General features: G+C 72.8%; 9 protein-coding genes and 1 pseudogene. 5 read left to right on the top strand and 5 right to left on the bottom strand.

Going from position 1 to position 13,755, the window contains the following annotated elements; all coding sequences use genetic code 11:
- From RIF68_RS10300 to glgX, 4 genes are all read right to left on the bottom strand, one after another.
- On the bottom strand, positions 1-1,806 hold a 1,806-nt coding region (locus tag RIF68_RS10300), incomplete at its 3' end, for a M4 family metallopeptidase (protein WP_309050859.1).
- A 458-nt stretch (positions 1,807-2,264) separates the two neighbouring features.
- Entirely contained in the window at positions 2,265-4,136 is a 1,872-nt protein-coding gene (locus RIF68_RS10295; protein ID WP_309050858.1) for an ABC transporter ATP-binding protein, read from the bottom strand.
- The gene (locus RIF68_RS10290; protein WP_309050857.1) at positions 4,133-5,962 is read right to left on the bottom strand and encodes an ABC transporter ATP-binding protein; all 1,830 of its coding nucleotides are present in this window, start codon (positions 5,960-5,962) and stop codon (positions 4,133-4,135) included. The genes RIF68_RS10295 and RIF68_RS10290 overlap by 4 nt, the downstream gene beginning before the upstream one ends.
- Before the next feature lie 111 nt (positions 5,963-6,073).
- The gene (glgX, locus tag RIF68_RS10285; protein WP_309050856.1) at positions 6,074-8,275 is read right to left on the bottom strand and encodes a glycogen debranching protein GlgX; all 2,202 of its coding nucleotides are present in this window, start codon (positions 8,273-8,275) and stop codon (positions 6,074-6,076) included.
- Between the two features lie 164 nt (positions 8,276-8,439).
- Between glgX and RIF68_RS10280 the strand changes: the two genes are divergently transcribed.
- The 4 genes from RIF68_RS10280 (at position 8,440) to RIF68_RS10265 (ending at position 12,626) form a co-directional block, all read left to right on the top strand.
- The gene (locus RIF68_RS10280) at positions 8,440-9,669 is read left to right on the top strand and encodes an Ig-like domain-containing protein (RefSeq protein WP_309050855.1); all 1,230 of its coding nucleotides are present in this window, start codon (positions 8,440-8,442) and stop codon (positions 9,667-9,669) included.
- Positions 9,670-9,886: 217 nt separating this feature from the next.
- Positions 9,887-11,146: an Ig-like domain-containing protein gene (locus RIF68_RS10275; protein ID WP_309050854.1), complete on the top strand. Its 1,260-nt coding sequence runs from the start codon at positions 9,887-9,889 to the stop codon at positions 11,144-11,146.
- Between the two features lie 85 nt (positions 11,147-11,231).
- Positions 11,232-11,999: an enoyl-CoA hydratase-related protein gene (locus RIF68_RS10270; RefSeq protein WP_309050853.1), complete on the top strand. Its 768-nt coding sequence runs from the start codon at positions 11,232-11,234 to the stop codon at positions 11,997-11,999.
- Positions 12,000-12,122: 123 nt separating this feature from the next.
- Positions 12,123-12,626: an ATP-binding protein gene (locus RIF68_RS10265; RefSeq protein WP_309050852.1), complete on the top strand. Its 504-nt coding sequence runs from the start codon at positions 12,123-12,125 to the stop codon at positions 12,624-12,626.
- Positions 12,627-12,965: 339 nt separating this feature from the next.
- On the opposite strand, the gene RIF68_RS10260 is transcribed toward RIF68_RS10265, so the two are convergent.
- Positions 12,966-13,604 (bottom strand): GNAT family N-acetyltransferase, encoded by a 639-nt coding sequence (locus RIF68_RS10260; RefSeq protein WP_309050851.1) that lies wholly within the window; start codon positions 13,602-13,604, stop codon positions 12,966-12,968.
- A gap of 74 nt (positions 13,605-13,678) precedes the next feature.
- Between RIF68_RS10260 and RIF68_RS36470 the strand changes: the two are divergent.
- Positions 13,679-13,755 (top strand): annotated as a pseudogene (locus tag RIF68_RS36470) (EF-hand domain-containing protein); the annotation flags it as partial.

The raw sequence follows: 13,755 nt of genomic DNA, 5'->3' as shown, positions 1-13,755 counted from the left end.
GTCCACCTTGAGGGTGGAGGGCGCGTTGCCGGTGACCCCGGTGACGTTGACGGTGGAGGTCACCGCGGCGCCGTTGTCCGGGATGGAGACGTCGGCGGTGTTCTCGAAGACCTTGCCGGTGGGCGGCTCGGTCCCGCCGGGACGGGTGCCCACGTTGACGCCGGCCCAGGCGTGCTCGACCGCGAGCACCTCGGGGCTGCCGGCGCCGTAGAGCTCCGTGGCCGCCGCGACGGTGCCCGTGCGGGCGCCGGCGTAGTTGGTGCTGGAGGTGAACTTGGTGGTCAGCGCCTTGAACCAGATCAGCGCGGCCTTGTCGCGGCCTATGCCGGTGACGGGCAGGCCGTCGGAGGTCGGGGAGTCGTAGGCGACCCCGTTGACCGTCTTGGCGCCGCTGCCCTCGGAGAGCAGGTAGAACCAGTGGTTCGCCGGGCCGGAGGAGTAGTGGACGTCGACCGAGCCGATGCCGGAGTACCAGTAGTCCTTGGACGAGCCGTCACGGCTGGGCTTGTCCATGTAGCGCAGCGGGGTGCCGTTGCCGCGGATGTCGATCTTCTCGCCGACCAGGTAGTCGCCCTGGTCCTGGGCGTTGTTGGCGTAGAACTCGACCGCCGCCGCGAAGATGTCCGAGGTGGCCTCGTTGAGGCCGCCGGACTCGCCGCTGTAGACGAGCTTCGCGGTGTTCGAGGTCAGACCGTGGGTCATCTCGTGCGCGGCCACGTCGATGGACGTGAGCGGCTTGGCGTTGGCGGAGCCGTCGCCGTACGTCATGCAGAAGCAGGAGTCCTGCCAGAAGGCGTTGACGTAGGCGTTGCCGTAGTGGACCCGGGAGTACGGCGCGACGCCGTCACCGCGGATGCCGTTGCGGCCGTGCACGTTCTTGTAGTAGTCCCAGGTGAGCGCGGCGCCGTAGTGGGCGTCGGCGCCCGCCGTCTCCAGGTTCTGGGGCGTGCCGTCGCCCCAGATGTCGTCGGCGCCGGAGAACAGCGTTCCGGTGCCCGACGTGCCGCGGTTGAGGTTGTACGTCTTGTGGTTGCCGCGCGCGGTGTCGGTCAGCGTGTACGAGGGCGCGGTGCCCAGCGTCACCTGGCCGCTGTACTGCGTGTTGCCGGTGCCGTTGTGCACCGCCTGCCACTCGTACAGCTTCGCGCCGGTCCTGGCGTCCGTGACGACGTGCAGCTCGTTCGGCGTGCCGTCGTGCTGGAGACCGCCGACGACGGTCTCGTAGGCGAGGACGGGGGCGCCCTGCGCCATCCAGACGACCTTGCGCGGGGCGCGCTCGGCGGCGGTCTTCTCGGAGCCCTCCGCACGGGCGAGGCCCAGGGCCTGCTTCTCGGCGGCGGCCGGGGCGACCGAGGCCGTGAGGTCGATGTTCTTCAGCTCCGCGCGGGAGGACTTGACCACGCCGACGGGGGTGCCGGCCTTGGTCTCGGCGACGACCAGGTCACCGCCGAGGACGGGGAGTCCGGCGTAGGTGCGCTCGTAGCGCGTGTGGGTGGTGCCGTCACGGTCCTGCACGACGTCCCGGACGACCAGCTTCTCCTGGGCGCCGAGGCCGAGCGCCTTGGCGGTGTCCGCTTTGTCGGCGTCGGCGGCCTTGATGAGCGCGGTGCGCTCGGCCGGCGTGAGGTCGGCGGGGAGCTTGCCGGGGTTGGTGGCGATGGCGTTCTGGGCCTTGGGGGCGGCGGCCGCACCCAGCGGGCCGTCCGCCGCGGTGGCGGCTCCCGTCTGGACGCTCACGGCGAGCATGGCGGCGGCAGCGATCAGGGCGCCGGTCGCGGTGGCGCGACGGCTGGGCGTGGATCTCACGCAGACTCCTTTTGCGAGGGGGGTACCGGAGCGCCGGGGGATGCACTCCGGGCGGAGCAAACAGAGCTGTGCAGCACGTTCGGGTGATGCGGTGAACAGTGGTGCGAAGAACCGCTGAGAGACTGACAGCCGGGGCATGGACCTGTCAGGACCGTGTCGGCAAGTTGGCCAGAAATCGTCCGGTGCCCGTACAGGCGTGTTCGTTGACCGGACGTTTCAGCGATCTTGGGAGCCAGGCCGTCCGGCGTTCACCACCCGCCGGGAGGCCGGGCCTCCGTTCGGCTCCCGGGCCGCCCGCCCCTCGCGCGGGCACCCGGCTCGGCACGCGCCCGGGACCGCCGGCCGCCCTCACCCCCGCCGACCCTGGCGCGATCCTTCTCCCCCGGCCACCGGGGGAGTTCGGCAAGTCCACGACCACCGTCCGGGGCACGGCGCCGCCCGCGCCACCGCCCCCGGGGTCAGCCCACCAGGCTCTCGCGCCAGGCCCGGTGGAGCCCCGCGTACCGACCGTCCCCGGCGACCAGCCGCGCGGGCGCCCCGTCCTCGACGATCCGCCCCGCCTCCATCACCAGCACCCGGTCCGCCACCTCCACCGTGGACAGCCGGTGCGCGACGACCACCGCCGTGCGGCCCGCGAGCACCGTGTCCATCGCCCGCTGCACGGCCCGCTCGCCCGGCACGTCCAGCGAACTCGTCGCCTCGTCCAGGATCAGCACCGCCGGATCGGCGAGCAGCGCCCGCGCGAAGGAGACGAGCTGCCGCTGCCCCGCCGAGATCCGGCCGCCCCGCTTCCGCACGTCCGTGTCGTACCCGTCCGGCAGGCCCGTGATGAACTCGTGCGCGCCGATCGCCCGCGCCGCCGCCTCGATCTCCTCGCGCGTCGCGTCCGGACGCCCGATCGCGATGTTCTCCGCGACGGTCCCGGAGAACAGGAACGCCTCCTGCGTCACCATCACCACACCGCGCCGCAGTTCCGGCGTCGCCAGCTCCCTGAGGTCCACCCCGTCGAGCAGCACCCGGCCCTGCGTCGGGTCGTAGAACCGGGCGAGCAGCTTCACCAGCGTCGACTTGCCCGCGCCCGTCGCCCCCACCACGGCCACCGTCTGCCCCGCGGGGATCGTCAGGTCGAAGCGGGGCAGGACCTCGCCGCCCGTCCGGTAGGCGAACCGCACCCCTTCGAAGACCACCTCACGGCCCGGCGCCCCCGACCGGCGCGCCGGCAGCCCCCGCGGGGCCACCGCCTCCGGCACACCCGGCTCCTGCGCCAGCAGGCCCGCGATCTTCGCCAGGGAGGCCGCCGCCGACTCGTACGAGTTGAGGAACATCCCCAGCCGGTCGATCGGGTCGTACAGCCGGCGCATGTACAGCACGGCCGCCGCCAGCACGCCCAGCGCCAGCGTGCCGCCCGCCACCCGGTAGGCGCCCCACAGGCACATGCCCGCCACCGCCGTGTTGGCCACCAGCCGCGAACCGACCACGTACCGGGCCATCTCCAGGAGCGCGTCGCCGTTGCTGCGCTCATGGCGGCGGTTGAGCACCGCGAACTCCGTGTCGTTCGCCCGCTCCCGGCGGAACGCCCGCACCGGCCGGATGCCGTTCATCGTCTCCGCGAACTTCACGATGACGCCCGCCATGGCCGTGGACTTCTCCCCGTACACCCGGCCCGCCCGCCGCCGGTAGAGCCGCACCAGCAGCAGCAGCGGGACGAAGGAGCCCACCGCCACCGCCCCGATCGCCGGATCGAGCCAGAGCAGCATCAGCGAGATCGAGACGAAGGACAGCACCACCCCGATCAGTTCCTGGAGCCCCTCCGACAGCAGCTCCCGCAGCGACTCCACGTCCGTCGTCGAGCGGGAGATCAGCCGCCCCGAGGTGTACCGCTCGTGGAAGTCCACGCTCAGCACCTGCGCGTGCCGGAAGATCCGGCCCCGCAGGTCCAGCAGGACGTCCTGGTTGATCCGGGCCGCGCCCCGCACGAAGACGTACTGCAGGAGCCCGCCGAGCCCCGCGCACAGCAGATAGCCGGCCGCCACCGCCACCACCGGCCCGTGATCCCCGGCCCGCAGCGCCGGAACCCCCCGGTCGATGGCGTACGCGACGAGGAGCGGGCCCGCCTGGACCGCGCCCTCCTTCAGGAGCAGCACCAGCACCGCCCCCGCGACCCGCGCCCGGTGCGCGGCGAGCAGCGAGCGCAGCAGCGCCCCCGTCGCCCCGCGCGGCGCGGGCAGGTCGTCCCGGTCGAAGGGGTCGCCCGGCCCCGGCGCGCCCGCCGGACCGGATCCGTCCGGCCGCTCCTCCTCGGCCGCCTGCGCGAGGGTGGTGTCCGTCATCGCTCCCCGTCCCTGCGGCCGTCCGCGCCGGCCTTGCCGTCGCCCGACATCAGCCAGGCGTACTCCGCGCTGCTCCGCAGCAGCTCCTGATGGGTGCCGACCGCAGCGATCCGGCCCCCGGACAGCAGGGCCACCCGGTCCGCCAGCATCACCGTCGACGGCCGGTGCGCCACCACCAGCGCCGTCGTCTCCCGCAGCACCTCGCGCAGCGCCGCCTCCACGCGTGCCTCCGTGTGCACGTCAAGGGCCGACAGCGGGTCGTCCAAAATCAGGAAGCGCGGCCGGCCGACCACCGCCCGGGCCAGCGCCAGCCGCTGCCGCTGCCCGCCCGACAGGCTCAGCCCCTGCTCGCCCACCTGCGTCCGCGCGCCCTCCGGCAGCCGGTCCACGAAACCGTCCGCCTGCGCCACGGCCAGGGCCCGCCGCAGCTCCGGCTCCCCGGCCCCGGCGTCCGCGCCCATCAGGACGTTCTCCCCGACGCTCGCCGAGAACAGCGTCGGCTCCTCGAAGGCCACCGCCACCAGGGACCGCAGCCGCTCCCGGCCCATGAGCGCGATGTCCTCCCCGTCGAGGAGGATCCGGCCCGCCGTCACCTCGTGCAGCCGGGGGACGAGCGCGGTGAGCGTGGTCTTGCCGGAGCCCGTGCCGCCGACCAGGGCAAGCGTCTCACCGGGCCGGATGTGCAGATCGACGCCGTCCAGGACCGGGGGAGCGTCCGGCGGCGCGTCCGGGTGGCGGAAGGACACGCCCTCGAAGCGGACCCCGTCCGCGGCCCCGCCGCGCACCGGCACGCCCCCGGCGCCGGGGCCGCCGTGGTCGGTCTCCTCCTCCGCGTCCATCACCTCGAAGTACCGCTCCGTCGCCGTCGCCGCCTCCTGGCTCATGGCGATGAGGAAACCGATGGACTCCACCGGCCAGCGCAGGGCCAGCGCCGTCGACAGGAAGGCGACCAGCGTGCCCGCCGACAACTCCCCGTCGGCGACCCGCACCGTGCCGAGCACCAGCGCCGCCCCGATCGCCAGTTCCGGCAGGAGGGTGATCAGTGCCCAGATCGCCGCGAGGAGCCGGGCCTTGGTCAGCTCCGTGCCCCGCAGCAGCGCCGTGAGGGCCCGGAAGGCCTCCGCCTGGCTGCGGTGACGCCCGAAGCCCTTCACGATCCGGATCCCGAGCACGCTCTCCTCGACGACCGTCGTCAGATCGCCCACCTGGTCCTGGGCGCGCCGCGCCACGAGCGCGTACCGGCTCTCGAAGAGGGAGCAGACCACCACCAGCGGCACCACCGGGGTGAGGAGCACCAGGCCGAGCGCCGGGTCCTGGGCGAGCAGCAGCACGTAACCGACCAGGATCGTCACCCCGTTGACCACCAGGAAGGTCAGCGGGAAGGCGAGGAACATCCGGACCAGCATCAGATCGGTCGTGCCGCGCGAGAGCAGCTGCCCGGACGCCCACCGGTCGTGGAAGGCGATCGGCAGCCGCTGGAGCCGCCCGAACAGCTCGCCCCGCATCCGTGCCTCCACGGAGGCGAGCGGCCGGGCCACCAGCCAGCGCCGCAGGCCGAACAGCAGGGCCTCGGCGACACCGAGCAGCAGCAGGTACAGGGCGCCCAGCCACACCCCGCCCGGGTCCCGGTCCGCGACCGGCCCGTCCACCATCCACTTCAGGACGAGCGGGATGACGAGCGAGAGGCAGGAGGCGACGACCGCGACGGCGGCGGCCGTGAACAGCCGGACGCGTACGGGCCGTACGTAGGGCCACAGCCGGAGGAGGGTCCGCACCGCCGAGCGGCCGGGAGGGGAGGACTCTGGGGCGAGGGGTTTCTCGGGCATCAGGTCCGACCATACGGTTCACCACTGACACGGCTCACCCCGTTTTCCGGCCGGAACCGTCCGCCCCGCGGACGGGGGGACGGCGCCGGGCCCGGCGCCGCCCCCCGTCCCTCAGTCGCCCACCCGCAGCAGCACCACCGACCGCGCCCCCACCGTGAGCGTCCCCCCGCCCGCGTGCCGGGTCGCCGGCGCCGCGGACTGGTCCTCCCGGGCGGTGTCGAGGACGAGCTCGTACGACGCGGCCCACGGCGGCCCGGGCAGCCGGAACTCCAGCGGCTCGGCCCCCGCGTGCAGCACGGCGAGGAAGCTGTCGTCGGTGATCCGCTCGCCCCGGTCGTCCCGGCCCGGGATGTCGCGGCCCGACAGGTACAGCCCGAGCGTGGCCGAGGGCGCGTACCAGTCGCCCTCGGCCATCTCCGTGCCGTCCGCGCCGAACCAGGCCAGGTCCCGCAGTCCGTCCGCCCGCTGCGGCCGGCCGGAGAAGAAGGCCCTGCGGCGCAGCACCGGATGCCGGTGGCGCAGGTCGAGCAGCCGCCGGGTGAGCGCGAGGAGCTGCGCCCGGCCCGGGTCCTCGGGCAGCGACCAGTCGAGCCAGCCGATCTCGTTGTCCTGGCAGTAGGCGTTGTTGTTGCCGCCCTGCGTGCGGCCCATCTCGTCGCCCGCCACGAGCATCGGCACACCGGTCGACAGCAGCAGCGTGGTGAGGAGGTTCCGCAGCTGCCGCAGGCGCAGGGCGTTGACCTCCGGATCGTCGGTCTCGCCCTCCGCACCGCAGTTCCAGGACCGGTTGTCGTGCGTGCCGTCCCGGTTGCCCTCGCCGTTGGCCTCGTTGTGCTTCCGCTCGTACGTGACGAGGTCGCGCAGGGTGAAGCCGTCGTGGGCGGTGACGAAGTTGACGGAGGCGTACGGCCGCCGTCCGCCCCAGGCGTAGAGGTCGCTGGAGCCGGACAGCCGGTAGCCGAGGTCCCGCACGTCCGGCAGCGCGCCGCGCCAGAAGTCCCTCACCGTGTCCCGGTAGTGGTCGTTCCACTCGGTCCACAGCGGCGGGAACGCGCCCACCTGGTAGCCGCCGTTGCCCACGTCCCACGGCTCGGCGATCAGCTTCACCCGCCGCAGCACCGGGTCCTGGGCGATCACCGCCAGGAACGGCGAGAGCATGTCCACGTCGTGGAAGGAACGCGCGAGCGCCGCCGCCAGGTCGAACCGGAAGCCGTCGACGCCCATCTCCGTCACCCAGTACCGCAGCGAGTCGGTGATGAGCCGCAGCACCTGCGGCTGCACCACGTGCAGCGTGTTGCCGCAGCCGGTGTAGTCGGCGTACCGCCGCGCGTCGGACTGGAGCCGGTAGTAGCCCCGGTTGTCGATGCCCTTCAGGGAGAGGGTGGGGCCCAGCTCACCCGCCTCCGCCGTGTGGTTGTAGACGACGTCGAGGATGACCTCGATGCCGGCCGCGTGCAGGGCCCGCACCATCCGCTTGAACTCGCCCACCTGCTGCCCGGCCGTCCCGGACGCGGAGTACCCGGCGTGCGGGGCGAAGTAGCCGATCGAGTTGTAGCCCCAGTAGTTGCGCAGCCCCCGCCGCAGCAGGTGGTCCTCGTGCGCGAACTGGTGCACCGGCAGCAGCTCGACCGCCGTCACCCCGAGCCGTACGAGATGCTCGATGGCCGCCGGGTGCGCGAGGCCCGCGTACGTGCCGCGCAGGTGCTCGGGCACGCCCGGGTGCAGTCGGGTGAACCCCTTCACGTGCAGCTCGTAGATGACCGAGTCCGGCCAGGGCGTCTTGGGCCTGCGGTCGTCCGACCAGTCGTCGTCGTCCTGGACCACCACCCCCTTCGGCACGAACGGCGCCGAGTCCCGCTCGTCGCGCACGGTGTCGGCCACGTGCTGCTGCGGCCAGTCCCGTACGTGCCCGTACACCTCGGGGGGCAGCGAGAACTCGCCGTCGACCGCGCGGGCGTACGGGTCGAGCAGCAGCTTCGCCGGGTTCCAGCGGGCACCCGTCCACGGGTCCCAGCGGCCGTGCACCCGGTAGCCGTACCGCTGCCCCGGCCCGATGCCGGGCACGAAGCCGTGCCAGATCTCGTGCGTCAGCTCCGTCAGCGGCAGCCGCCGTTCCGTCCCGTCCGCGTCGAACAGGCACAGCTCGACGGCCTCCGCACCCCCCGCCCACAGGGCGAAGTTGGTCCCCGCGATCCCGTCGGGGCCGACCCTGCAACGGGCTCCGAGGGGCGTCGGTGCCCCCGGCCACACCGGCGGCCCGGCCCGTTCCAGGGCACGCTCCGGTACCGCCTCCTGCTCGGCTGCGCTCGACACGTCCCGGCCTCCTGCGGCTCCGTCGGGCCCGCACCGCGCGGGAGCGGCGGCGTCCCGGCCCCGCTCCCGTGCGTCGTTCTCCCCTCTCTTCTGCCCGCACGGCCGTGCTCCCAACATGCCCCGTACGGACGTTTCCCCTGGAGGGTGGCGGTCGTTGGCCGGGCATGGCACTTGAATGGAAACGGGCGGGACGCGCCCTCGTGGTGGCGGGACTGCTGACAGGGGCGCTCGCGGGCCTCGCGGGCTGCACGCCGGCGGACGTCGGCAAGGGCGCCGGCATCTCCCTGCCGGGCAAGGCGCGGGCCCCCGGCGACGTCATCCGGATCACCCCCGACGACGGCAGCCGGGGGGTCCCCGCCGAGGGGCCGGTCGAGGTGCGGGTGGACAGCGGACGCCTGGAACGGGTGACCGTCGTCCGGGTCGAGGACGCCCAGCGGGCCGAGGTCCCCGGCGCGATCTCGGCGGACGGGCTGCGCTGGCGGCCCCGCCCCGGCACCCGGCTCGCGCTCTCGGCGAAGTACAGCGTGGACGCGGTCGCCCTCGACGGTCACGGCCGCCGCTCCGCCCGGCACGGCACCTTCACGACCGTCGTGCCCGAGCACCGGTTCATCGGCTACTTCACACCGGAGAACCGTTCCACGGTCGGCACCGGGATGATCGTCTCCTTCGGCTTCAGCCGGCCCATCGAGAACCGGGCCGCCGTCGAGCGGGCCATCAGGATCACCTCCGAGCCGCCGGTCGAGATCGCCGGTCACTGGTTCGGCCGCGAACGGCTCGACTTCCGGCCCGAGGCGTACTGGCGGCCCGGCACCGTCGTCACCGTGGACCTCGCCCTCCGCGACGTCGAGGGCGCCCCGGGCGTGTACGGCAGCCAGCGCAAGAAGGTCTCCTTCACCGTCGGCCGCTCCCAGGTGTCCCTGGTGGACGCCGCCGCGCACACCATGGAGGTCCGCAGGGACGGCCGGCTCCTCGCCACCGTCCCGATCACCGCGGGCGCGCCGAAGACCACCACGTACAACGGGAAGATGGTCGTCACCGAGCTGTACGACGTGACCCGGATGAACGGGGCCACGGTCGGTTTCGGCGGCGAGTACGACATCAAGGACGTGCCGCACGCGATGCGGCTCACGGAGTCCGGGACCTTCCTGCACGGCAACTACTGGGCGGCGCCGTCCACCTTCGGCACCGCCAACGTCAGTCACGGCTGCGTGGGACTGCGGGACGACAAGGGCGGCAGCCCCGACTCCCCGGCGGGCTGGTTCTTCGACCGGACCCTCGTCGGCGACGTGGTGGAGGTCGTCAACTCCCGGGACAAGCAGGTCGCCCCGGACAACGGGCTGGGCGGCTGGAACCTGGACTGGAAGCGCTGGAAGGCCGGCTCCGCCCTGCGCTGACGCCCCGTCGCCCGCGTTCCTCCCCGCGCTCCCCGGAGGTGCCGCCCCGGCCCCCGCGTCCCACCGTCCACCGGCAGGTCAACTGCGACGTAACGGTGACATTCACGAGGAAGTTTCGTGTCCTACGGTGTGATTATCTAGCGGGCGTGTGCACGCCAGGTTGCGCACGGGGGTGGGGCCGTGGCGATGCCGGGCCGTGCGAGGGGAGACGACCACAGTGAACGGGCAGCCGATATCGGGCGCATCGGTAGGGGGCGCGGGCCTGCGCAGGCGGCGTGGGGGCGCGCGCCTGGGGGCCCTCGCGACGGGGGCGCTGCTGCTGGCGCTGACCGCCTGCGGCGGCGGTGACCCCGCGGGCGGCGGCGCGGGCGGGAACCCGGCGGCCGGGGGCAACGCCCGGTCCGACAACGCCGCCTCCCAGGCGGTCGTGTCGATCCTTCCGAAGGACGGCGCCGAGTCGGTCGCCACCAGCGGGGCCCTCAAGGTCACCGCCTCGCAGGGCAAGCTCACCACCGTGACCGTCGCCGACTCCAAGGGCACTCCGGTGGAGGGCAGGATCGCGGCGGACGGCGCCAGCTGGGAGCCGACCGCGCACCTGTCCGCGGGCACGCAGTACAAGGTCCACGCCGTCGCCGAGGACGCCGAGGGCCGCGAGTCGGCGAAGGACACCACCTTCACGACCCTCGTCCCGAAGAACACCTTCATCGGCCACTACACGCCGGAGGACGGTTCGACCGTCGGCGTCGGCATGCCGGTCTCCATCAACTTCACCCGGGGCATCACCGACCCCGAGGCCGTCGAGAAGGCCATCAAGGTGACGGCCGAGCCGGCCGTGCGGATCGAGGGCCACTGGTTCGGCAACGACCGGCTCGACTTCCGGCCCGAGCAGTACTGGAAGGCCGGCACCAAGGTGAAGGTCGAGCTGAACCTGGACGGCGTCGAGGGCCGCCCGGGCGTCTACGGCAAGCAGAAGAAGACGATCTCCTTCACCATCGGCCGCCGCCAGGTCTCCACCGTCGACGCCGAGGCCAAGACGATGAAGGTCGAGCGCGACGGCAGGATCATCAAGACGCTGCCGATCACCGCCGGCGCCCCGTCGACGACCACGTACAACGGTCAGATGGTCATCAGCGAGAAGTACAAGGTGACCCGGATGAACGGCGCCACCGTCGGCTTCGGCGGCGAGTACGACATCAAGGACGTGCCGCACGCCATGCGCCTGTCCACCTCCGGCACCTTCGTCCACGGCAATTACTGGGCCTCGGCGTCCACCTTCGGCTCCGCCAACGTCAGCCACGGCTGCGTCGGCCTCCAGGACCGCCGGGGCGCGGGCGACAGCTCCATGCCGGCCGCCTGGTTCTACGACAGCTCGATCATCGGCGACGTCGTGATCGTGAAGAACTCCAAGGACAAGCAGATCAAGCCGGACAACGGCCTGAACGGCTGGAACATGGACTGGTCGGAGTGGATCAGGTAGTCCGCCCCTGAACCTCCGCGCGGGACCCGGTGTTTGTACAAACACCCCGGGGCCCCGCGCCGTTAACGCCCACTAACCTTCCGGTATGACTGTGAACCTCGAAGTCGCCGAAGGCGTCGGTACGATCCGCCTCGACCGCCCCCCGATGAACGCTCTCGACATCGCCACCCAGGACCGGCTGCGCGAGCTGGCCCAGGAGGCCACCGACCGCGACGACGTGCGCGCCGTGGTCCTCTACGGCGGCGAGAAGGTGTTCGCGGCCGGCGCGGACATCAAGGAGATGCAGGTCATGGACCACGTGGCCATGGTCAAGCGGTCACGCGCGCTCCAGGACGCCTTCACCGCCGTCGCCCGCATCCCCAAGCCCGTCGTCGCCGCGGTCACCGGGTACGCCCTCGGCGGAGGCTGCGAGCTCGCCCTCTGCGCCGACTACCGCATCGCCGCCGACAACGCCAAGCTGGGCCAGCCGGAGATCCTGCTCGGTCTGATCCCGGGCGCGGGCGGCACCCAGCGGCTCTCCCGGCTGATCGGCCCCTCCCGCGCCAAGGACCTGATCTTCACCGGCCGGATGGTCAAGGCGGACGAGGCCCTGTCCCTCGGACTGGTGGACCGTGTCGTCCCCGCCGCCGAGGTCTACGAGCAGGCGCATGCCTGGGCCGCCCGGCTCGCCCAGGGCCCCGCCGTGGCGCTGCGGGCCGCGAAGGAGGCGGTCGACCAGGGCCTGGAGGCCGACATCGACACCGGCCTCGCGATCGAACGCACCTGGTTCGCGGCCCTGTTCGCGACCGAGGACCGCGAGCGCGGCATGAAGAGCTTCGTCGAGGAGGGTCCGGGCAAGGCCAAGTTCGTATAAGACGCTCCCGAACGGACAGCCCCCGGCATATGCCGGGGGTACGTCCTGAAAATGTCCCTCCCGAGGTGCCGATTCCCGGGGAACGGCACCCGGAGGCCGCCCGCTGCGGCCATGATGGGGGGCATGGCGGGCCTGGAGGGTAGGGAACAACCGCGGCAGGGCGGCAGCGCCGTCGCCGCACGGTGGACACCGGCCGTGGAGGACGAACAAGCCCTCGAAGCACTTGAGTTGTACGGCAACCCCGCCGAGGGTGATGTCGGCCTGCCCTCCCTCCCCGAGTCCGCGCGGCTGGCGCGCCGGCTCACCCAGTACGTGGTGCTCCGGCAGTGGGGGCTCGGCCCGCAGATCGCCGAGCACGCGGTCCTGCTCGTCTCCGAACTCGTCGGCAACGCCGTCCGGCACACCGGCGCACGGGTCTTCACCCTGCGGATGCACCGCCGCCCCGGCCGGATCAGGATCGAGGTCCGCGACCCCTCGCGCGGGCTGCCCTGCCTGCTGCCCGTGCGCGAACTCGACATCAGCGGGCGCGGCCTCTTCCTGGTGGACAAGCTCTCCGACCGTTGGGGCGCGGACCTGGCGCCCCGGGGCAAGACCACCTGGTTCGAGATGCGCGTCACGGACCGCTAGGCCGTGTCCGTGAAGTCGCGCCCGGCCCGCGACGCCTGGCACGCACGGAAGCCCCCGTTCGCCGTGGTGGGGCGCTGGGGGCTTCCTGGTGGGGCGCCATGGACGAAAGGGGTGTGTCCAGAGGCGCCGGGTCGACCTGGCCCGGGTCAATGGGGGTCGTGTCCCCGACTATGGCAGACGGGGGGCCTTGTCACCAAAAGACCTTATCGGTTCAGAATCGGACAGAAGGGCATAGTTCTCCGATGAATCATTGGTGACATGCAGCACCCGCCTTGCAAACCATGAATGACTATGCGGTTCATCGATTGTTTCCCGGGATCGTCCGCATGGTGGACTCCCTCAGTGGGCGACCAGCAGCGCCTCGGAGGCCACCGGCCGGTAGCCCGCCGCCTGGAAGACCCGCACACTGCGCGCGTTGCCCGGCGACTGCTGCGCCCAGACCACCTCACCCGGGGTGAGGTGCCGGGCCGCCACCGCCAGCGCGCGGCCGAGCCCCCGGTGCCGTACCTCCTCGTCCACCTCGATCGCCACCTCCCAGCGGCCCCCGACCGCCCGGCCCAGGACCAGCACCCCGCCGTCCGCCGCCCACACCCGCACGTCGTCACGGTACTTCCGCGCCCGCGCCACCCTGGGATGCTCCGGGTCCTCGATCTCCCGCAGCGGCAGCGGAGGCGGCCCGGGCAGCGCGTCCGCCACCGTCAGCAGGTCGATCGTGTGCATGCGCCGGCCCGTCCGCGCCATCAGCGCCACCAGGAACGCCGGATTCATGCTCGCCGCCAGCGGGTCCGCGGCCGTGGCCGCCAGCTCCGCCCGCACCCAGTCCGGATCCTCGTCCGTGAAGACCACGGAATGCGCGGTGAAAGCCAGCACCCCCGCGTCCCGCGGACCCGGCTGCGGCACCACCCGCGTCGTTCCGTCCGGCGGCGGGAACTCACCCCGCGCCGCCGCCGCCAGTATCCGTGCCACCTCGCTGCTCATACCCCCATCATCCGGCAGCGCCGCGCCCGCTAATCTGGCCCCCGTCAGAGAAGCACCATGAAGGGGCGGAAGCAGTGGCGGACATCGAGTCGGCACGCACGGCATTCAACCGGTACGACGTGGACGGGGACGGCTTCATCACCGCCGCGGA

The sequence above is a fragment of the Streptomyces sp. genome, assembly GCF_031178505.1.
Lineage (GTDB): Bacteria > Actinomycetota > Actinomycetes > Streptomycetales > Streptomycetaceae > Streptomyces > Streptomyces gulbargensis.
The sequence above is the reverse complement of the archived record's forward strand: the minus strand, read 5'-3'. Positions and strand labels throughout refer to the sequence as shown.

Coding starts and splice junctions, on each gene's coding strand:
- RIF68_RS10265 (WP_309050852.1), top strand. CDS start 12,123: ATGGCGGGCCTGGAGGGTAGGGAACAACCGCGGCAGGGCGGCAGCGCC.
- RIF68_RS10290 (WP_309050857.1), bottom strand. CDS start 5,962: ATGCCCGAGAAACCCCTCGCCCCAGAGTCCTCCCCTCCCGGCCGCTCG.
- RIF68_RS10260 (WP_309050851.1), bottom strand. CDS start 13,604: ATGAGCAGCGAGGTGGCACGGATACTGGCGGCGGCGGCGCGGGGTGAG.
- RIF68_RS10270 (WP_309050853.1), top strand. CDS start 11,232: ATGACTGTGAACCTCGAAGTCGCCGAAGGCGTCGGTACGATCCGCCTC.
- RIF68_RS10280 (WP_309050855.1), top strand. CDS start 8,440: ATGGCACTTGAATGGAAACGGGCGGGACGCGCCCTCGTGGTGGCGGGA.
- RIF68_RS10295 (WP_309050858.1), bottom strand. CDS start 4,136: ATGACGGACACCACCCTCGCGCAGGCGGCCGAGGAGGAGCGGCCGGAC.